This window comes from Xenorhabdus anantnagensis (assembly GCF_028598555.1).
Taxonomy (GTDB): Bacteria; Pseudomonadota; Gammaproteobacteria; order Enterobacterales; family Enterobacteriaceae; genus Xenorhabdus; species Xenorhabdus anantnagensis.
This window is the reverse complement of sequence record NZ_JAQRFN010000024.1, coordinates 1-19,558: the sequence shown is the minus strand read 5'-3', so window position 1 is coordinate 19,558 and position 19,558 is coordinate 1. Positions and strand designations below refer to the sequence as shown.

20 protein-coding genes and 9 pseudogenes are annotated in these 19,558 nt (G+C 41.9%); 13 read left to right on the top strand and 16 right to left on the bottom strand.

Going from position 1 to position 19,558, the window contains the following annotated elements; translation table 11 throughout:
- Window positions 1-24: 24 nt before the first annotated feature.
- From PSI14_RS15550 to PSI14_RS15535, 4 genes and pseudogenes are all read right to left on the bottom strand, one after another.
- A complete protein-coding gene (locus PSI14_RS15550) occupies window positions 25-1,695 on the bottom strand; it encodes a ShlB/FhaC/HecB family hemolysin secretion/activation protein (RefSeq protein WP_273576732.1) in 1,671 nt (556 codons plus the stop codon).
- Window positions 1,696-2,604: 909 nt separating this feature from the next.
- Entirely contained in the window at window positions 2,605-2,730 is a 126-nt protein-coding gene (locus PSI14_RS15545; RefSeq protein ID WP_306309314.1) for a helix-turn-helix domain-containing protein, read from the bottom strand.
- Window positions 2,709-2,969 carry a hypothetical protein gene (locus PSI14_RS15540; RefSeq protein ID WP_273576731.1) on the bottom strand — a complete coding sequence of 87 codons (261 nt, stop codon included), beginning with the start codon at window positions 2,967-2,969 and terminating at the stop codon, window positions 2,709-2,711. Before PSI14_RS15540 ends, PSI14_RS15545 begins: the two co-directional genes overlap by 22 nt.
- Window positions 2,970-3,438: 469 nt before the next feature.
- Window positions 3,439-3,774, bottom strand: a pseudogene (locus PSI14_RS15535) (IS1 family transposase); the annotation flags it as partial.
- Here PSI14_RS15535 and PSI14_RS15530 point away from each other — a divergent pair.
- Window positions 3,775-3,948 (top strand): annotated as a pseudogene (locus tag PSI14_RS15530) (IS110 family transposase); the annotation flags it as partial.
- Between the two features lie 137 nt (window positions 3,949-4,085).
- Here PSI14_RS15530 and PSI14_RS15525 read toward each other — a convergent pair.
- Window positions 4,086-4,293: pseudogene (locus PSI14_RS15525) on the bottom strand (type VI secretion system tip protein VgrG); the annotation flags it as partial.
- A 210-nt stretch (window positions 4,294-4,503) separates the two neighbouring features.
- On the opposite strand from PSI14_RS15525, the pseudogene PSI14_RS15520 reads away from it, so the two are divergent.
- Both PSI14_RS15520 and PSI14_RS15515 read left to right on the top strand, forming a co-directional pair.
- Window positions 4,504-4,683 (top strand): annotated as a pseudogene (locus tag PSI14_RS15520) (aldehyde dehydrogenase family protein); the annotation flags it as partial.
- A gap of 58 nt (window positions 4,684-4,741) precedes the next feature.
- Window positions 4,742-5,986, top strand: coding sequence for an aromatic amino acid transport family protein (locus tag PSI14_RS15515; RefSeq protein WP_273576730.1), 1,245 nt, complete (start codon window positions 4,742-4,744; stop codon window positions 5,984-5,986).
- 190 nt (window positions 5,987-6,176) lie between these two features.
- On the opposite strand, the gene PSI14_RS15510 is transcribed toward PSI14_RS15515, so the two are convergent.
- On the bottom strand, window positions 6,177-6,497 hold the full coding sequence (locus PSI14_RS15510) for a hypothetical protein (RefSeq protein WP_273576729.1): 321 nt from the start codon (window positions 6,495-6,497) through the stop codon (window positions 6,177-6,179).
- Between PSI14_RS15510 and PSI14_RS20270 the strand changes: the two genes are divergently transcribed.
- The 4 genes and pseudogenes from PSI14_RS20270 to PSI14_RS15490 all read left to right on the top strand — a co-directional run.
- On the top strand, window positions 6,484-6,798 hold the full coding sequence (locus PSI14_RS20270; RefSeq protein ID WP_273576728.1) for a recombinase family protein: 315 nt from the start codon (window positions 6,484-6,486) through the stop codon (window positions 6,796-6,798). The two genes, PSI14_RS15510 and PSI14_RS20270, sit on opposite strands and share 14 nt — an antisense overlap.
- A complete protein-coding gene (locus PSI14_RS15500; protein ID WP_273576727.1) occupies window positions 6,795-6,893 on the top strand; it encodes a recombinase family protein in 99 nt (32 codons plus the stop codon). The genes PSI14_RS20270 and PSI14_RS15500 overlap by 4 nt, the downstream gene beginning before the upstream one ends.
- A gap of 87 nt (window positions 6,894-6,980) precedes the next feature.
- A pseudogene (locus PSI14_RS15495) lies at window positions 6,981-7,347 on the top strand (ISKra4 family transposase); the annotation flags it as partial.
- 304 nt (window positions 7,348-7,651) lie between these two features.
- A pseudogene (locus PSI14_RS15490) lies at window positions 7,652-8,002 on the top strand (DDE-type integrase/transposase/recombinase); the annotation flags it as partial.
- Window positions 8,003-8,112: 110 nt separating this feature from the next.
- Here the strand turns inward: PSI14_RS15490 and PSI14_RS15485 are convergent.
- From PSI14_RS15485 to PSI14_RS15465, 5 genes and pseudogenes are all read right to left on the bottom strand, one after another.
- The gene (locus PSI14_RS15485; RefSeq protein WP_273576726.1) at window positions 8,113-9,057 is read right to left on the bottom strand and encodes a hypothetical protein; all 945 of its coding nucleotides are present in this window, start codon (window positions 9,055-9,057) and stop codon (window positions 8,113-8,115) included.
- 90 nt (window positions 9,058-9,147) lie between these two features.
- Window positions 9,148-9,450 (bottom strand): annotated as a pseudogene (locus PSI14_RS15480) (DDE-type integrase/transposase/recombinase); the annotation flags it as partial.
- Window positions 9,451-9,553: 103 nt separating this feature from the next.
- Window positions 9,554-10,594, bottom strand: a complete 1,041-nt coding sequence (locus PSI14_RS15475; RefSeq protein ID WP_273576725.1) for a hypothetical protein — start codon at window positions 10,592-10,594, stop codon at window positions 9,554-9,556.
- 246 nt (window positions 10,595-10,840) lie between these two features.
- Window positions 10,841-11,224 carry a hypothetical protein gene (locus tag PSI14_RS15470; protein WP_273576724.1) on the bottom strand — a complete coding sequence of 128 codons (384 nt, stop codon included), beginning with the start codon at window positions 11,222-11,224 and terminating at the stop codon, window positions 10,841-10,843.
- Between the two features lie 235 nt (window positions 11,225-11,459).
- Window positions 11,460-11,648, bottom strand: a complete 189-nt coding sequence (locus tag PSI14_RS15465) for a hypothetical protein (protein WP_370688868.1) — start codon at window positions 11,646-11,648, stop codon at window positions 11,460-11,462.
- 265 nt (window positions 11,649-11,913) lie between these two features.
- On the opposite strand from PSI14_RS15465, the gene PSI14_RS15460 reads away from it, so the two are divergent.
- Window positions 11,914-12,918 (top strand): IS110 family RNA-guided transposase, encoded by a 1,005-nt coding sequence (locus PSI14_RS15460; RefSeq protein WP_273576723.1) that lies wholly within the window; start codon window positions 11,914-11,916, stop codon window positions 12,916-12,918.
- A gap of 297 nt (window positions 12,919-13,215) precedes the next feature.
- On the opposite strand, the gene PSI14_RS15455 is transcribed toward PSI14_RS15460, so the two are convergent.
- Entirely contained in the window at window positions 13,216-13,554 is a 339-nt protein-coding gene (locus PSI14_RS15455; protein WP_273576722.1) for a type VI secretion system baseplate subunit TssF, read from the bottom strand.
- A 240-nt stretch (window positions 13,555-13,794) separates the two neighbouring features.
- Between PSI14_RS15455 and PSI14_RS15450 the strand changes: the two genes are divergently transcribed.
- Window positions 13,795-14,004 (top strand): hypothetical protein, encoded by a 210-nt coding sequence (locus PSI14_RS15450; RefSeq protein WP_273576721.1) that lies wholly within the window; start codon window positions 13,795-13,797, stop codon window positions 14,002-14,004.
- A gap of 114 nt (window positions 14,005-14,118) precedes the next feature.
- On the opposite strand, the gene PSI14_RS15445 is transcribed toward PSI14_RS15450, so the two are convergent.
- The 3 genes from PSI14_RS15445 to PSI14_RS15435 form a co-directional block, all read right to left on the bottom strand.
- Entirely contained in the window at window positions 14,119-14,682 is a 564-nt protein-coding gene (locus PSI14_RS15445; protein ID WP_273576720.1) for a hypothetical protein, read from the bottom strand.
- Window positions 14,683-14,937: 255 nt separating this feature from the next.
- Window positions 14,938-15,492 (bottom strand): hypothetical protein, encoded by a 555-nt coding sequence (locus PSI14_RS15440; protein ID WP_273576719.1) that lies wholly within the window; start codon window positions 15,490-15,492, stop codon window positions 14,938-14,940.
- A gap of 91 nt (window positions 15,493-15,583) precedes the next feature.
- A protein-coding gene (locus PSI14_RS15435) for an IS6 family transposase (RefSeq protein WP_273576754.1) occupies window positions 15,584-16,248 on the bottom strand; the annotation gives its coding sequence in 2 pieces (ribosomal slippage) (window positions 15,584-15,903 and window positions 15,903-16,248; 666 coding nt in all).
- A gap of 69 nt (window positions 16,249-16,317) precedes the next feature.
- Between PSI14_RS15435 and PSI14_RS15430 the strand changes: the two are divergent.
- From PSI14_RS15430 to PSI14_RS15420, 3 genes and pseudogenes are all read left to right on the top strand, one after another.
- Window positions 16,318-16,518, top strand: a pseudogene (locus PSI14_RS15430) (transposase); the annotation flags it as partial.
- Between the two features lie 173 nt (window positions 16,519-16,691).
- Window positions 16,692-17,330, top strand: a complete 639-nt coding sequence (locus PSI14_RS15425; protein WP_273576718.1) for an alpha/beta fold hydrolase — start codon at window positions 16,692-16,694, stop codon at window positions 17,328-17,330.
- Window positions 17,331-17,468: 138 nt separating this feature from the next.
- Window positions 17,469-17,774: a hypothetical protein gene (locus tag PSI14_RS15420; protein WP_273576717.1), complete on the top strand. Its 306-nt coding sequence runs from the start codon at window positions 17,469-17,471 to the stop codon at window positions 17,772-17,774.
- Window positions 17,775-17,985: 211 nt separating this feature from the next.
- Here PSI14_RS15420 and PSI14_RS15415 read toward each other — a convergent pair.
- Window positions 17,986-18,794: pseudogene (locus tag PSI14_RS15415) on the bottom strand (integrase domain-containing protein).
- Window positions 18,795-19,062: 268 nt separating this feature from the next.
- On the opposite strand from PSI14_RS15415, the gene PSI14_RS15410 reads away from it, so the two are divergent.
- On the top strand, window positions 19,063-19,239 hold the full coding sequence (locus PSI14_RS15410; RefSeq protein WP_273576716.1) for a hypothetical protein: 177 nt from the start codon (window positions 19,063-19,065) through the stop codon (window positions 19,237-19,239).
- The last annotated feature ends 319 nt before the right edge of the window (window positions 19,240-19,558 follow it).

The window sequence follows — 19,558 nt, the reverse complement described above, 5'->3', positions numbered from 1 at the left end:
TCAGTACCTTTTATCAGGGGAAACTTAAAATTCGAGTGAGGCCGCCGCATAAAGCGACCAGGCATCCGGTTTAAGTGTGTGTGGGAAGTGCAAAGGTTTACCCAGCATCAGGCGGGCACTCAACGCACGCTTTTTCAATGTGACGCCAAAAGCCGCGCCCAATAACCGGGCTTCTTCTACCCCGTAACGGGGCTGTCCAAATAAATAGCCATAATCCAATGCCCCGGTGAGTGTCAGCGCATCAACCTGAACAGGATTAAGCGCGTGAATAATTTCCTGCCGCAAAAAAAATCCCTGGTTGCCACTCAGGGATTGCGTTTTAAATCCACGCACTGAATACAATCCCCCCAATGACAGTTGTTCAGAAAACAACAGATTGTCAGGACTCAGTTGCCCGTAAAATGACGTTAAATAAGCGGTATTGGCGGTAATCGGATAGTAATAGCTGCTGCTCAAATTGAATTTACGGAACGTGTTTCGGGCAGCCAAGGGGGGTGATATCACCACGTTCCCGTATTCAAAGGTGGGGCTGAATGTCAAATAGCCCCCGCCCAGCCGGGTACTGTACTGGGGATGAATATTGGCCGTTCTGATCACCGGGCTGCTTGTGGTGAGGGTGTAACCCCCCAACGCCTTTTTCACGGTTTTATGCCGTACGCTAAACTGTAAACCCAGCTTTTGTCTGCCATCACGGTACAGAGTCCGGCCGATATCCATTTGATGGATCAGGTTCTCACTGGCATAGGGATAATTTTTAGCCATTATTTGCAGCGATTGCAGGGCGGTATTGCGAAAATAGTGATAACGTGCCGTCCAGTACCCATAAGGGATGCTCACGGACAGGGCCAGATTACGGTTGTGGTGTTCTGGCCTGAAATCCGTATCCTGCGTCCAGGAAAATAACCACTGCTCCCCAAAACCCAACGGGGTATCTAATGTCAATTCGGCACTGGCCTGATACTCCCCGATCCCCTTTTGTCCGCTGTTGGCCAGATTTAACCGCACCTTGCCCGGAAAAAAGCCGGCCTGTTGCCGGATATGCACAATGGAATAGCCCGGTTGGGTGCCGGGCTGGATATCAATGGTAAAGCGTGAAGAACTCAGGCGGTTAAGTTGTTCTAATCCCTGCTCAATATCCCGCAGGTTTAAGATGTGTCCCACCCTGTCAGGAAACAGCATCTTTGCCGTACGGGGTGGTTTACCCTCAATTTCAATGGCTTCAACCCCGCTTTCTATCACCGCAATGCGAAGTTGCCCCTCCGTCAAATCCTGTTCCGGCAGGTATGCTTGCGAGGTGATATAACCCTCGGCGATATAAGCATTGCTCACCGTCCGCACCAGTTGCTTAAGCCCCGCGAGCGTAACGCAATGATGTAAATAGGGTTGTGCCAGATTGCGCTGTGCGGATTCAGATAAAGCACCTGCCCCCTGAAACGTAATGTTGTTAATCGTGACGCACTGGGTGTCATCTGCCGGGACACGCTCAGCTGGCGGTATGGGCAATGACTGGAATTTTTGTAAATCCTCGCGTTGTTGATGCGCCGCCTCAAGCAAGGCTTTTTGCTGTTGCCGCTGACTGTCCAGTACCGCAGAAGGAGCCTCCAGAGGCGGTTCCTGTCTCTGTTGCTGTATTTGGGGCACAACAGGGGCAGTATCTGCTTGTACAGGCAAAATAACGAATACAGTCCATCCCAAGAGTCCGGCTCTTATTTTGTTTGAGATTATGTTTGCCATAGTTAAATAAATTAATTCGTTAATTATTAATAGGTGTTTATAAAAAAGGGACAGGCTATCTTTGATGTTTATTATCCAATTTGCAATATATCCTGCATCACAAATCAATATCTTTGGTTTATTAAACCAGTCAATCAAAAAAACAAATCTATTTATTTTCATTTAAACCCATTAAGCATTTAAACAAAGAGCATTAATCTGCCTTTTCTGCTAGCGTTATTAAAAAGGACTGAATGATGTTTTATAAGATTTTTCTTAAATGTTAACTTATAAGATAAGAGTCACACCTGTGAATAAAAACGAACGATGAATAAAAAAATATTCAGTGTTAAATCATAATTGAAAACCGATAACAAAATATTATCAGTTTTTCGTTTGAAATTATAATTTAACCAGTACAGTCCAGATGCTCTCTGAATTAATGCACTCTAAATTTAAATTATATTCATTTAGACAGGGTGATTATTATAAGAAAAGACAAAACGCATAAAATCCTCCCTGAAGACAGGGGGTAAATTCACATGAAATTATAGGCATAGAGTTATTATAGTAGCCATTTATTCTTATTATTCAAGGTGACTGACTGGTGTTGTTACAAATGTGGTTATTTTAGTTTAAATGAAGAATAACCTCTTCATGCAAAAAACAAAACTAAGCCACCTGAAAATAAGAAAGAAGGGGAAATAATTATATTGATATACATACCATGCCCTTGTTTTTTACATTACCTCCCCTTTTTTTCCAAGGCTACTTTTGACATTGACTAAAATAAACACCCTCAAATATTTCTCTCTCTATTTTAATTTTATTTTCTATGACATTTTTCATAAACATTGCGTCAGGTTTATATTATTCCCATTAAAAAAGGGTTCATTCTATATAAAATGAACCCTTTGTCCCATATAATCTCTTAAATTTAAGATAGTAACGAGAGTCATCATCGCAATAACGACTGGGCCAAATGTCAAGGGGTTCTAAACCCAAATAACTGACCATGATCCACTCCCCTTTAGGCCAGGGTTCTGAAAATATAAACGTCCTTTTTGCCCGTTAAACCACCATTGAAATAATTCTTGGATTGTAGTGCCTTGCCTTATAAGTATATGCCTAACCTGCTCTAGTGACAAATCGAGTTCTTTTTCAGCCAAAAGTTTTCTATTTTCGGCAAGAAATCTGAGATCGGGAAATAGGGTTTTGGAATCTGCATTATTACTGAAGTTATTTTTATTTTTCATTTTTATATGAAATTCCTGATGTTGACATGCCACCATACATTGAAAAACAGCCTGGTTATGCTTTGTATTAAACACTCATTTATAAATTTGGAGACTTATTCATGGTAATAGCGCCGGATTGAATAATATTTTTAGTAACCCTCCCAAGTTCATCCAGAAAATGAGTCATCAAGGTACCGACAAAATAAAGGGTGGCAACTATACAAGTTCCGACTATACCCCAGACCAAATTAAACAGGATATTACTCGTAAAAGCAGCCCCCAATGCTTAACCACTGAGTCCTAGTAAAACCCTGAGAAATCATATATATCGACAAATAAACAGGAAAAGTATACTGAGAAAGTGAATTGATGATCCGGAGGAGGCAAGAGATAAATAATTTTGGATGTTCTTTAAGAATAGTTATCCCTTTTACAAGAGCATAAAAATTTGTGGGATATTGATGTTTATTATTGTTTTTCATTAACAAAACACAATATTAAATAGTGATAATAACTCAAGGAGTTTGCGTAAAGTCGCCGTACTGCGATCCCCAAAAACAGGCGCCACAATTCGTTTCAGGCAAGGCTCCCAAGCATACCAAATCCAGCGTTGATTTTTCTTACTACTCACAAATAACCCTTGTTCATCAACTTCACAAATCAGCTGGATTTTATTCCCTTCAAGGGGAAGGCTGGTCACATTTTTCGGGGTGAGTTTTTAACGTGCGAATGACTGTGTTAACCCCTATCTTCAATACACGGGGGTATCACGGACACCAGCGTTATTCATTGCCATATCAACAACCTGCTCTTTCATATCGGGGCAACTCTGGAGCATGCACTCATTGGGATTGAAGCCCGCCATAGTGCACATTATTGGGCACGAGAACTGACAAAACTGGGGCATTCGGTTCATTTGTTGCCAACCCAAGACGTTAAGCCTTTTGTTGTCGGCGGAAAAAATGATGCTGCTGCGATCTGTATGGAGGTGAGCCGAATGTACGAACGCAGTTATGATCGCCACCCAACGAACTTATCTTGCACATAAGCGGGAGTCCATGTACGAATATAGAGCTGCAATCTACCTTCAATGTCACAATAACTTCTGTCTTGCAAACGGGATGCGTTCATATAGATGGTCATAAAGCCGAAGCCATTGCCATTCCATCTCTGTGGCACGCGAATCCAACAGAAAGAGCCGTCACTCGGTTTATCATAGTGGTTCCAGTGGAAATGGACTTTAATCGCGCCAAATTCATTGGTGAAAATTTCTTCCCCTCCCTAGCCCAACGACCAAGGGTTTGTAACGATACGGAGGCCGCCAATCATCGAATCCGGGAATAGCCATATGACAAAATCCTTGATCTGGAATTTTTTCTCTTGTTTTACGCTAGACTCTAATACGGATAATAATTTAAAAAAACAAAGAGTACTAAGTAGAAACGGATTGAAAGAACTAAATCGCATTTGTTCCAGTTTCGTGAATATGATCCGTTATGACCTGCTGGCGCAACCGTAATCCATGATGGAAAGGGAGGCGGAAGAGAATAAACCTGAAGCGCTGGAATACGGCATGGTTGGCATCAACACTGGGCTGATTTCCAACGAAGTCACACCGTTCGGCGGTGTGAAACAGTCAAGATTCGGGCGTGAAGGATCGCGCTACGGGTTTGAAAAATGGTTTGAAAAATATCTGGAGCTGAAATACCTGTGTATCAATGTAAGCTGTTAACCGCCGTGAAACTAACCTATCCCGGTGGCCGGCACCGTCGGGCGATAAAGGAGAATGCATGTCTTCTGATAATACCCGTATTTCTTCGGCGCTTGCCACTGGGAGGCAGGCAACTGCACCCGGCAAGTCACTGAGTTTCCTCGAAGGGGTGGCAATGATAGTCGGCACCAACATCGGCGCCGGCGTGCTGTCCATCGCCTATGCCTCAAGAAAAGCCGGCTTTTTGCCGCTGCTGTTCTGGCTGGTGCTGGTGGGCGTGCTGACCACCATCACTATGCTGTACGTCGCCGAATCCACTCTGCGCACTCGCGCCCATCTGCAACTCAGCGGGTTAGCGAAACGTTACGTTGGTGGCATGGGCGCTTGGCTGATGTTCGTTTCGGTGTGCATCAACAGCGTCGGCGCGCTGACCGCCTACATGACCGGCAGCGGCAAGCTGTTACAGTCACTGTTGGGCATCTCACCGACACTTGGCAGCCTGCTGTTTTTCGTGCCGGCGGCGGGGGTGCTGTATCTCGGGCTGAAGGCAATTGGCCGTGGCGAAAAGTTTATCAGTATTGGCATGGTAGTGATGTTGTTGGCGTTAGTGGCAGCGACGCTGCTGAAAGACAGCACCCAGATGCGCCACTTGCTGGACGGTGACTGGCGCTTTATGGTGCCAGTGTTCAACGTGGTGGTGTTTTGTTTCTCGGCGCAGTACATCGTACCGGAAATGGCGCGCGGCTTTGCCTATAAGCCGGAACAGTTGCCAAAGGCGATTATTGTTGGCATGGTAGTGACCTTTATTCTACTGGCGGCGGTGCCGATGTCAGTGATCGCGCTCAGCGGACCGGACGATATCTCCGACGTAGCGACCATTTCCTGGGGCCAAGCGCTAGGGCAGTGGGCGTTCTTTTCCACCAACCTGTTTGCACTGTGCGCAATGTTAACTTCTTACTGGGGGTTGGGCGGCAGCTTCCTGACCAATATCTTCGACAAGTTCCGATTGGGCAACGACGAACAGCCGTTGCGCCGTTTCGGCGTACTGTTGCTGGTGGCGGTGCCACCGTTCGTGCTGGCTTACAGCGGCTTGGTGTCGTTTGTTAATGCGCTGTATTTCGCGGGAGTATTCAGCGGAGTGATTCTGTCGATCATGCCGATACTGATCTTACGCGGCGCGCGTAAATACAGCGATCAGACTCCGCGCTGGCAGTGCAGCCGGATCACTCATCCACTGCTGCAAATAAGCATCGTGTTGCTGTATCTGGCTAGCGCGGTGTATGCCATTGCTTCATTGCTAGGCTATCTGCCCTCTGGGTGGTGATCACAAATCAGTCATTTACGGAGGTATTCCATTCAATTACGAGTTATATGGTTGATTTTCAGTTAGCTGCTAATATTTCATGCTTTCTCGCTCTTCTGGGTAGGACAAAGAGAGATAGCTTACTAGTAGCTAACTCAAGAGCATAAAAATGTGTGGGGCACTCCTGTTCAGTCGGCGATAGAATGAGCAACTAAACATACCTATCCGGCATCTCATCATGAAAACCTACGTCGTGAAAGTGGCTCTTCGGGGTATCAGTCCTATGGTCTGGCGGCGATTCTCCTTTTTGTTTGGCCGGGAATAGAATACCCAGAGCTACGTTAGCTGATGAAACGGCAACAGTCAGAGAGATTCGTCCATTGATTGATGATCTTGATGCCGCCAGATTCAACCATCCAAAGGTTAACCGCCAATGGCATAAACTCAACCTTAATTCGCCTGAACTGGAGCCGATTGTGATATGGCTGTAGCGGATAGGGTGATCGGTATCCACAAAGGTGTACTTTTTCATCCATGCTGAAAACAGGACAATAACCCTCTATAAACATCGAAAAAGTGGATTTTATGTTGAACAAGCCAGTGCGAAAAACATCAACCGGCCACAACTTCAGGCTATGCTTCAACAAGTCAGAACCGGCGACACGATTATCGTTCACTCCATTGATCGGTTATGCCGCAATATGATGAATATATGTACCCTGACCCTGCGTTTGCGTCAGCAAGGCGTTACATTGATATTCCTGAAGGAACAACTCACTTTTAGTTTAGTGCTAACGAAAGCACTCCCGTACAAGAGCTGCAACTGCATATGATGTCTGCATTCAGTCAGTTTGAACATGCCTTAATTCGGGAGAGACAAACCGAAGGGATCGCCGCGAAAAAACAGCGTGGAGAACGCATTGGCTGACCGCCTGCGGATATCAGTAAATTACCCCAAATAGACGCGTTAAGAGCAAAAGGTATCAAGTTAAAGCTAGCCTGCGATAACGTGGGAGAAACCCGATGGACTTCACTGATGTCTTATGGATTGACCGCCAGTCTGCTCAAAGCTATTCTGCCGGTGGGTGAACGCTTTAATGCCGCCACAGTCAGAAACCACCTCTGCCAGACCGCCAAAAGACAAGAAGCCGAATTAGACGGGCTGCCTGATTTTCTCCCCCCGGCGATCCCAGAGAATGGGAAAAATTACCCAAACCGGGAAAACCGATGACGGTGGGTGTCGATGGGGGTACGTCAGAAACTGGGACGATAGAAAACACCATTTCGAAATCATCGCCGGAAAATCGTTCTTTGCAACTGTCCCGGCCAAACGCTTTGGTTTTGTGCAGTGTCTGGAAAATCACCTCAGAAGAAAACTGTTGTGCTTTAATAAATTCGGACACTTTGGTAAAGGAATAGAATGACTTTAATTAAGGTGTCTTTATAAAACGAAAATCACCCCAAAAATTTACCGATAACTTTAAAAGAGAAGCGGTCAATCTGATTGTTGAACAGGTCTATACCGTCCCACAGGTGGCTGAAACTGTAGGTATCCCAACAAAACTTCCTGTATATATGGCGGAAACACGCTGTTGAGCAATCTAAACCCGGTGCTTTAATCTCCGATGAGCAACAGGAATTGTTGCAGCTTCGTAAAGAAAACAAACAGCTGAAAAGGGATAAGAGGCCGCCTTGCGTTTCTTTAAAAAGGCGATGGGGCAGTACGGACAACCTGACGCAGTCACCATTGATAAGAGTGGTGCCAACAAAGCCGTGCTAAACGAGTTAAATCAGAGAAAACCGAAGAATAAGCAGATCAATATCCGGCAAAATAAGTACCTTAACAACTTGATTGAACAGGATCATCGCAACGTCAAACGGCGAACACGTCCTATGCTGGAGTTCAAAAACCTCAGACGGGCTCAGACCGTGTTGGCTGGGATTGAATGGGTCTGTATGTTGCGCAAAGGATAATACCCGCAAAAACCAGAATATCCCATTTCACCAGCGGCCTATTTCTATCAGCTAGCTGCATAAAAATAAATCAAGATACTTTCGCTCGAGATCTCTCTGTTAATGCAACAAAGCTTTCTGTCTTTCTTCCATTGGTTAATGGCTTAATGTTCGTCATGACTATCATCTGGCGCTTACAGTAAGATCTGGTAAACAGGTAACATTGCTTTTGCCAGAGGATAAAAGACTCTGGGTTTTTCCTTGCATTTCTCTGTTTTAAAGGTGTTTCTTTTAATTCTAGGCGGAATTGAACCGCCACATGCGTTTTCTTCCGCAATGCCGGTCAATTCCAAAGATGATGGCCTAATATCTTGTATCGTTATAGGTCTACCAAGATTTCTACGCAATGTTCCCAAATAAGTTCCATTGGAAAGCATTAGGGGTACTGTACTGTTTTCAATGGAACTGGCACTTTCAACAAGCCCTTCTGTGATTGTATTTGCGTTGTCGAATGAACGCGACCCTTCAAAATCAGGGTGCGCCAATCCAAAGGCATGCCCAAATTCATGAACTACTGCATAGTAAATCATATTATCTGCAATAGCTTGACGGTTGTCATGTCCAAATATTTTTTTTAGTTTTTTATATAGTTTAGTGCTAATCATAAATTTTGATGTTATTACAATTCCAGGTAAGCGAAAATTTTGATATCGAAAATCATTAAGCATTTCTTCCGGTAATATAGGGGTAGTAAAACCGTATAACCCACCCCAAGAATTCAGGTCTTCTTGTTGGTCTCCATTTGCTATGGTAATTGAAAAGTTCACTCGACTGGGACGAACGGCCTCTCTAACCCGTATGGGAAGACCTGCCGATGCAAATCGATCATCCCACATCTGTGCAGCTCTTTCTACAAGGGGTTGAATATCAACCAAAACGGGATCGTATCCTTCAAAATTCACATGAACATGCCCGATTTCCACTCTATACTCTAATAAATTGCCAAATTGAGCAGCAGGGCTATAAACCTGACCGTTAAAAGCAAAAGAAAATACATGCCTATAAATATTAGGGTAATCATCGGTAAATGATGGTAATGGATATAATATTATAGAAAGTAACAGCAAAATTTTTTTCATGGCTACCCTATATTAGGAATATTGTTTTATTAAACATGGTCCTGTCGCATTAACAGAGAAAGTCAGAGTAAATGTGGGGTTGATTACTATTTATGCAGTAAATCGATAAAACCTCCCTCCCGGTGACAATATCTTCTCTTCTGGTTGTAAGTATTGCCCTTTACGCAGCATTGAAACGAACTCTATCCCCGCTAAAATCGTTTAGGCCCGGCGAAACGATTTGAAGCCTAACATCGGCCGTATCCGACGTTTAATGTTTCGATGATCTTGCTCAATGAGATTATTGAGGTATTTGCTCTGCCTAATGGTGATGGTTTCTTCTTCGGGTTTATCGGCGTTAAGCGTAGCCTGTGCGGCAGTGTTCGCCCCATTTTTATCAATCTGTAAAAAATCGCATATTACTTGTTCTTCCCTTAATGCAACAGAACCTATAAAAATAAAACGCATAGTAACGTAAGGAATTTTAAAATTCTCATTAAGGATTCCTACGGTCATATTAAAATAATAGTATTTGATAAATGGGTATCAGTGACTGTGTTATAGGATAAAAGATACGAGGTTTTTCTTTGCAACTCGTCGAAAATACAACATTTCTTTTAGGTTGAGATGAAGTTAAACCACCACACGCATTCTCCATATCTATCGCGTTTAATTCTAATTCTGATGGCCCAATATCATCATAGTTTAATCGCCTGTCCAATTGGTGACGTAGATGGAAAAAATAGGTATCATTATTTGTCATTAATGGCACTCTGGCATCTGATTGTCCCTGTTCAAGTTCTGCTGTAATTGCAAGAGCAAGAAAATTTCCAGGATTTGATCTATCTATTACTATTTGTTCTTCTTTTTCACTTACCTGCCGCTTTTCCAGATTAAGTAATCCAGGATGAGTTAGACCTAAAGCATGTCCAAACTCATGAGCTATGGTTTGATAAACTACTATTTTTGCAGCGTGATGTTCTGTATAATGCTCATTTAGAGTTCTTCTAATGGTATTGAAAAAGTCTCTTGAATAAGAGAATGTATTCGTTAGAAACATTCCCGGTCTGTTAAACTCTGGCTCTACATAATGCTCCAGGATATCAGTCGGCAAAACTGACGTTGTCTCAGCTAAATCCCCACCCAAACTAGCCTGTTGTGCATCATTTGCCCTAGAGATTTGAAAATTAGCCTCACTGGGTGATCCCTGAGGGACTTCGGTAAGGCGAATGGGACTCCCCCTCGCTATAAGGCGTTGATTCCACATGGCTGCCGCATTTCTCACTAATGGTGCAACATCAATAACAATATTTCTTGTTGTTCCATCACCATTATCAATGGAAACTGTCACTGACCCTATATTTTCATCTATTCTATATCTTAAATTATTATTAAAAAAATCAGCGGGATTATAGATTTGATTGCTAATAGCCATAGAGCAAACGTGCCTATTTGGATTTAAGTAAGCCTCTGGATCATAGCCAAAAGAATTAAATGTTGCTAATGATAAGATCATGCAAATAAATTTCATTTTAGACTCCATTACATCATATTTCATTATTTCTACCGATATGTTTTTGCTTTTTTGATTATTAACCCTCAGAGTATTTAGATAGGAGTTTATGTGGCTGCAAACGGCATGGCAGGGATGGCTAAACCAATATTAGCCCCGTCCCGCCGCCATAATATATCATTAATTTTTAAAAAATAATCAACTGAATTAATTCGTATTAAATGGCCCAAAAAGGAGTGAATAATAAAAACTTTCTTATAAATCCATTCTTGTTAAATCGACAAACCCGATTTATAACGGAGGTCGTCCCATTCCAAGCGCCATAACACCGTCACTATAACACCGCATAATTTTTATCAGTGACCCAGAGGAATAGGCTGTTAATAAAAGCACATAGGCAGCCCGTGCATTTTGGGCGGCCACCGTACTATCTGGAAATATTGTATTGTTTTTACTGCTAATGTAATTATAAAAAGAGATTGTTATTGCTTCTTTTGAACCTTTGGGTAAAAAATTGAAAGTAACGCTGCCTTCATTATCATTATCTGCCCCAATATATATGGATTGAACATATCCCGTTTTTTTATTGTTTGCATTACAATTTCCTGCAAAGGCATAAGCATGACGCTGCATAATCATAATAATAAAGATGCTAATTAAAAACTTAATTTTCATATTATATTCCTTTAGATTTGAATAAATTATCTATAGATTTTAATGAATTATCTATCAAAATGGTGTCGCTATGCTAAATAGTATATTTTACGCCTAAACAGTTGCCGGACAAACTGATATGTGTAATTAAAAGGCTACAAAAAATAAGGTTAAACTTAATATGATTGAATCCCATATTCAAATGCTATTTAGGGATTTTTACACAAAGTGATATTTAAAAACAAATTAATTTAATTTAACTGAATTTGTTTTTACATAATACATTACCCTCTGATTTTGCCAAATTTTGACTGACGACCACTGGGTCGGCACTGCTGCACTGACCGAGAAATTGCTTGCGCAGATTGAACGTTTTCCCCGGATTAAAACGATGATGTTTCTTAAAGGCATTAATGCGAAAAAAGCTTTTTCTGCACTTCGGCATTCGCTTCCGCCGCTATTGCCGGTCACTTTTCCAGATTCTGTCGGGCACTGAACAGAGTGTCCCACGCTTTTTTATGCTCTCCGGTTAGTACTTAACAGGACGCCAATCTTGATATTCAGCTAATAAAAAAACATAAGCTGAATCTAGTTCTTTCCCAACAGTATTGCAAGTATTTTTGCGCCTTCGCGCCACGGTTAATGGGATGGTCACCCTCACCCTGTAGGCGTATGTTGACAAGGTGATTTTTTTACATGAGGCCATCTCCATGAATAACATGACACTTATCGGTATCGATCTTGGCAAGCATACCTTTCATATCCACTGTCAGGATAAATCAGGTAAAGCTCTTCTCCGTAAAAAATTTACCCGAGCCAAGTTAATGGCGTTTTTAGCCGGATGCCCTTCTGCAACCGTTGTGATGGAGGCTTGTGCTGGTGCTCATTTTATGGCAAGACGAATAAATGATTTAGGCCACGAAGCTAAATTAATTTCACCGCAGTTTGTCCGGCCTTTTGTTAAAAGTAATAAAAATGATTTTATTGATGCGGAAGCCATCTGCGAAGCTGCCTCACGTCCTTCAATGCGTTTTGTTCAACCTAGAACTGAAGCTCAGCAGGCTATGCGTGTATTACATCGGGTTAAGGAGTCACTGGTCAGAGATAAGGTTAAAACGACCAACCAAATACAGGCTTTTTTACTGGAATTTGGTATCAGTATGCCGACAGGGGTAGCGGTGATAAACCGAATTTCCCTCGTGCTCGCCGAGCATGAACTTCCGCCTTATTTAACTCAGTTACTTATGCGCTTGCATGCCCATTACCTCTATCTGGTTGAGCAGATTACTGAGCTTGAGAGTGAATTGAAACAAGAATTGAGCAGGGATGATACAGGAAAATGTCTGTTGACGATCCCGGGTATCGGACCTATAACTGCCAGTGTGTTGTCATCGCAGTTAGGCGATGGGAAGCAGTATGCCTGTAGTCGGGATTTTGCCGCATCAACAGGGTTAGTCCCTCGCCAATACAGTACGGGAGGCAAAAACACCTTATTAGGTATAAGTAAACGAGGCGACAAAAATTTACGACGTTTGTTAGTTCAATGTGCCCGAATTTTTATACAGCGAATCGACTATCAGTCAGGACGATTAGCTGACTGGGTCAGAAATCAGCTGACGAGAAAGCATTCCTGCGTTGTCGCATGTGCATTGGCAAACAAGTTAGCTCGGATAGCCTGGGCCATAACAACCCATCAAACCGTGTTTGAAAGATAACGATCAAGTTACCCTAAGCAGCAACTTTATCGTTGATTTAACGAGTTACCATTTGGTTGGTTGCGAAGACTGATAATTAATGACATGAACGGCCTGACGACCTGATGAAAAACCTAAGCATAAAAATGGCTCTCATTGAAGCCGAACGGTTTTTTAGGAACATCAGGTGCGGAACTCATTGAGGCGCGGGCAACCTTGCCCATAGTGACGCCGGATAGATTTAAGCAAGCCGAAAATTTATCAAAATTAGTGTTGCAAAAAAGAGGGTAGTCATAGATTTTTATGCTTTCCTACAAGTCAGTTTTTTGTTGCTACTCGTGTTAGTCCAGAATGCCCCAGCTCTCTTTGCTGGATTATCTGTCCTCCTGAACACGTTGATATTGTTAATCGAATATACCCCGGAAGAACCCAGATACGTCCCAGCATTTCATGGGTAATTTCTGGATAGCTGTCCTCAATGGTACTGCGCAGATTTGAAGACAGTAAGGCAAAGCCTTCCAGAAGCCGTTCAACATCAGGATCATGAGGTGTATTCAGAAAACCTGCCAGATGGGGAAATTCTTCTGCCATCAACTTTGCCCGCTCACGCATATAGGCCAGTTCTTCCAGATACAGAGATTCTTTGGTGTTCTTCATCTGTCTCTCGCTTCAATGTATCGATTAACAATTAATCGGCATTTCATCGATAATGTTTATGAATGATTACGGAGTGATAGGATCGCACCCGATACTTTACGGATTTAACCGTTAATTTCCTTAATCGGATACGCAGTTTTTGTCATTTCAGACGAATACGAATGAGAAAGAGAAAATCACACTGGCAGAGCAGATGGCAGCGGATGACATGACTGTTTGTTCTACCCCTCATTGGAGGGTATGCTGACGGCCTGTGGCGCAAAACTGATTGCCAGCCACGGGTTCCGCCGAAGAATAAACCCGGTCGTAATTATGGGACTAGTAGGACTCGCGGGAGCATGGTTGGTGTTTATTTTTCTGTACGTCATTGCCAGTACGGGTGCGTTGGTGACCCGCCTGTCCAGTGCTTTGTCCTGCACTGATTTAGAAACGTTGAGCGATCGTCGTTAACAGTTTTACTCGTTTAACAATGTGTTCACGATCTCTGGGCCAGATCATATCAACAGCGCCAAAAATTTTTGGCGCTGTTGATATTGGTTAAGGATATTGTGTGTCATGTAAATATCAGAAGAGAACTTTCTTTAACACCGTTCCGAGTCCTTCTTTGGTTGATTGATACCATTCCTTCGCAATAGTCTGAAAAATCTCAAAAACAACAGCACCTGTAGTATTGATATTATCTACACTAAATAAAATTTCACCATCATTAATAACAATTGATAATTTAATATCATAGCCTATATCGTTAGGAACCTTAATTCTAGCAATTTTATCCCCTGTGGTTTTATTTTTAAATACAATAAAATTGCTATTGTCTCCCTGATCACCATAAGACGTGTAAAACATTATTGCAGCATTATTAAATTCCAATGTCTTATAATGTTTCTCATCATAATACCATGGAATACCCGCATAATCTAAAGTATACCGACTTTTAGCTCTGATGGTTACTGGATTACCCCACCCCATATCTCCACCAGGATTTGGGTTAAGAATATTACCGTCGTTGCTGGGCTCACCGAGAGGGTAAATAGGATTTAGAACCCCATCATGTGATGTATCAAAAGAATGCATATTAAAATTTTTAGTAGTATTATTATAAATACTAGTGATCCAACAAACAGCCATAACTACCCCCTAATTTATTTTATTGATTAAACTTATTGAATTCGCATTAATTATACTTTAGCCGGTCATTGTACTGGTGCGTCCATTTTCTAAAAACCTACAAGAGAGTTTTAAGCCGTCATCCCAGATCCAGCCATATCGACTAATAACTTTGTCAACTTAACGGGTTGAAAGAAAAAAATAAATAATAAAGCCAATTAGATGTGATTCATTAATTGTATTGCTGATGTTCGTAAATGATGTAGGAATATGAATCTAAAATCCAACAGTACAAAAATGTACAACAATATCAACAGAATGAATAGCTCTACACTGACCAATTAAACTTTCATTAACCACACCTTTAAATAATTTACCATCAAGAATAGGTGACCAACCTCTTACTTCAATTCCTTTAATACCATTTGACGCAAAGGCAACGACCACGTTTTTATCAGCGACATTCAGTTTATATAACATACTGTCAAAACTCCTCTTATCTGGAAAACGACTGTCAAACAGTAATTCTAAGTTATGACCATAAAAATCAATTTTCTTAATACCTTTAGGGAGCGTGTAAAGTTTCACAATATCTATTTGTGATAATTTACCTTTGGTCTCAAGGTCTTTCTGATTATACCCAACCATTAATTTATTACCAATATACTGAAAACTCACCAATGTCTTCTTATCAGCAATTACGAGTTTTGCTTGAGGGCCTGTGTGCACATCAGGTAAAACGGCCATATGGTTTAAATAGGATTTGTTACCTGCAAAACTTAATGTACACATACTGATGAATACAAGAAACAACACGATTAACTTTTTCATAAATACACCTCAATATTAAATATGACTACTTCAATAATATAAATGATAAAAAAATAAGACAGTTAAATCACCAACCACAGATGATTATTGATCATTCAGCACATCGAATAGGATATCCGGGTTCTTGCGGGTATTGTCCTTTACGTAACATGCTGACTAATTCAATCCCGGCTAACACGGTCTGTGTCTGCCTAAAATGTTTGAACCCCAACATGAGACTTATTCGCCGTTTGACGTTGCGATGATCCTGTTCAATCAAGTTATTGAGATACTTATTCTGCCGGATAACAATGAGTTCTTCTTTTGGCTTTCCCTTGTTTAACTCGTCCACAGCGGCTTTATTGGCACTACTTTTATCAATAGTCGTCACGTCAGGTTGCCCATGCTGACGCATCGCTTTCTTAAAAAACGCAATGCCGCTTTTTTATCCCGATGAGCGGTCAGCAAAAATTCAACCGTATTACCGTCTGAGTCTACAGCACGGTAGAGGTAACGCCATTGCCCTTTGATTTTGATATCAGTTTCATCCATTCGCCACCGACGCCCAACTTTGGGCTTGCTCCGCCGATAACGTTTAACGATCAACGAAACCCGACGATGAACCCAACGAGAGAGCGTGGAATGATCAACGGCCATCTCCTGCTCAGCCATAATTTCTTCCAAATTACGCAGGCTCAGCGCGCAGGCCAGATACCATCGAACACCCTGAGCGATGATATCAACTGGATAGTGCAGGCGTTTGAACACATTTCGGATAAAGGACTTAGTTCTGGACTCACTAAAAAACCGGGGAGTTTACCTGCTGTTCCGTTAATGCAACAGAACCCGCAAATTCCCAGCCGCAAAAATCGTAAAATGAAACGAGAATATGATCGGGAACTCTATCGGTTCAGACATTTAGTTGAAAATGTTTTTCTCCACCTTAAACGTTGGCGTGGTATAGCGACCCGTTATGCCAAAACTACTGCCTCATTTCTTGCTGCCGTTCAGATCCGCTGTCTCGTTCTTTGGTTAAGCATTTTATGACGATATCATCTAGGGCGTGTTCACACTAAATTCAGTTTCATTGGTTTATCACTGGAAAGATGAAAGTTAACGATAGACAATATAAGCTGTTGTTTCCATATTTAGTTCAAAATATTTTCTGACACTTAAATCATGAAAGGCGGGGTATTTCAGTGAAGTCTTGCTATGGCGATATGATTGATGAAGGTACTGGGAAAATTATTGTAATGGCGCATGGCACCATGATGGATAAAACCATGTTCCTGCCGCAAATAGAAGCTTTAAAGGCAAGCTATCGTGTGATCGCCTATGACCAGAGAGCGCACACATCCGCTTATGATACACCTTATAATCTGAAAAATCTGGCCGATGATTGCCTCACCTTGCTTGATAATTTGAAAATAGAAAAATGTGTGCTATTGGGCATGTCCATGGGAGCTTATATGGCTACTGAATTCATTCACCATTTTCCAGATCGGGTAGAGGCTCTTGTTATGGTAGGTTCCCAAATAGGCGCTTACTCCCAGCATGAACAGCAAATTTTCATGCAAGAGTTTATCAAATTCAACCATGAAGGTTTGGTATTGCGGGAAGCGCAAAGCTGGCTTGGTAAACAGGATTATACGAAAACTGCTCGTAATTTTGATAAGCCTGTTTTGGTTATTCATGGTGAAGATGATAAGGCACTTCCTGCAATAGTGAAGACAAATGCTATGAAAAATGCGTTTCCAGATGTTGAGATCATTTGCATTCCTAACGCTAGACATGTTGTTAATCTTGAAGCAGCGGAAGAAACAAATAAAGCACTGCGTCATTTTTTGGAGCGCTTGTAATTTAAATTACAAAATGTCGCAATACAAAATATGAATGCAACAAAATACAATTGTAATTTTTATTACATATAGATTTTATTTAACGGAGGATTAGGCACTGGATATATTGAAAGTGTTAAAATAAAAATTAATAACGAAATGATAATTGATGATTCTGATAAATACGGAATATTTCATACTTTAGCTAATCGTTTAGGAGTTAATAATACTAATGATTGTTTTAAATATGGTATGCCAAGGAAAGATGATCCGGTTATTCTTAATGATATGTCGCCCTTATGGGTAGCATCAGGTGAAAACCGTGGTTGCGTCATTGAGCATTTGCAATTATATAATGCGTTGCTGAATAAAAATTTAAATTTCGATATTATACTGATGTATAAATCAAACTATGGTGTTATGTATCAATATTCTTTTAAATCGAATTTAAAAACGAGATTATAAAAAGATAATGTTCTTGTAAGAGCCATTTTCTTCTAGTGCGCTGAACATGACGTTTAGCGCCTTGGACAGCGCTGTCTGTTAACTGTGGTAACTCATAGACAACTTAGAAGTAAAATCCCTCTATTTAACCGGAAAGGGTGTCCATAGATTACCAATGGTGGGAATACTTTAACTGATTGTTTTATCGGACTCAATAACTGAACGACTAAGTTTAACAGCTATAAACTCGCTCAACATAACGCCCGCGATCATCACCATGCCCTAAATCCATTGAAACTAATGTTCTTGCTTCCTGGCGGCTAAAACCATTCTGTTGGTAAAAATTCAATGATCCTGTGCCCACGCATAGCGCAAACTATAAGGGGAATGACAACCTGTTAAACCAATCTTTGTGGTATCTGTCCGCCAGTAGTTTATGGCCTGCTCGACAGCCTCTTTTACAGCAGTAATATTCAATACGCGAGTTTGCCTTGGCCTACTGCCTTTTGTACCAAAAACAACATGCAGTTTCGGCTCTGGTTGTTCTAATTGCTTGCGCCAGCTTTTCAATGAAGCACTGCATTGCACCGCTTCCTGAGAACGTAACCCCAGCAATCGGGCAAGTTTTAAGGTGACGGCAAATCCAGCATCACGTTCAAGTGCTTTCTGATAAACAACCTGAAATGTAGTATCAGGGATCGCCTGTTTCGTTCCGGCACGGCTGGTGCCGCTTAATCCCAATGCCTGATTGCTCAAACGCGGTGAGGTTTCCAGTTTTTCTCTGCCTACCATGCGGAAGATATTACGCAGCGCGGACATTTCATTCTGCACTGTTCGTTTGGCAATCCCCTGAGATAAACGGGTATCAACGTACTGCTCTACATGTTTGGTTTTCAAATTCTTGAGACTTTTCACCTGAATATTCAGGCTTAACAACAATGCGCCCAAACGTCCTGCAATCCGAATACGGTCATGGCAGGTCTTATGACTGCCGCCACCTTGTCGGGCAAAAAACTTTAATTCTTTAATCAATCGACTCATCTCATTTTCCCTATTGATACCTAACGATATGCGATCTCTGGCGCGCGTCAGTGCGGCAAAACAGAAGATACCTGCCTTGCCCTTGATCAATATCTGTGCGCCAGAGTGAACGCAGGTTGAGGTATTGCGGGGTATCGGTTGAGTACACGGTACTGCCGCCTGTATGAACAGGTCATCCCCTCCGGCAAAAAGCCAGCCTCGATATCGTCAAGTTCTCCTTTTTCAATCTAAAAATGCAGTGTCAGATTCACTGTTTGGTTAAGCTGGCGTGAGACTGTCAGAGTTGTATTGTGCTTTGGCTGCGGTGTCACTTTCAGCGGTAAACCGACAAGAAAGTGACGCCTTAAATCCGCAAACGGTCAGCAAAAGTCGTGCAAGCGTTGAAATGCCAACAGGCATAGCAAAACGCCGCAAGGTTCGGTGTCAAACGGGAGCAATGAGTTAATTGTTTAGGTGTAAAAAGTTGTCTGCTGAATATTTCAAATAAGAGCAGTTAATACGTTGAATAAATAGTGAAAACTATCCTGCATGTAGGGTGTGAAATGCGTTCAGGACGTCACCCGATCTCACTATGCAAAAGTTAAGTGAAGATGAGGTCTGATGTTGATATGAAAGAAGTGCATGGTTCAACGTTCAATGCACTTGGGAGACAATATACAAACACCTTTTTGAGGTCTTTTTCAGTTTAAGAGACTTTCACCGCCAGACGATGGGTTAGGTGTCTGACAATATCTGCTTCCAAAGGTGTGCAGATGTACCACAAT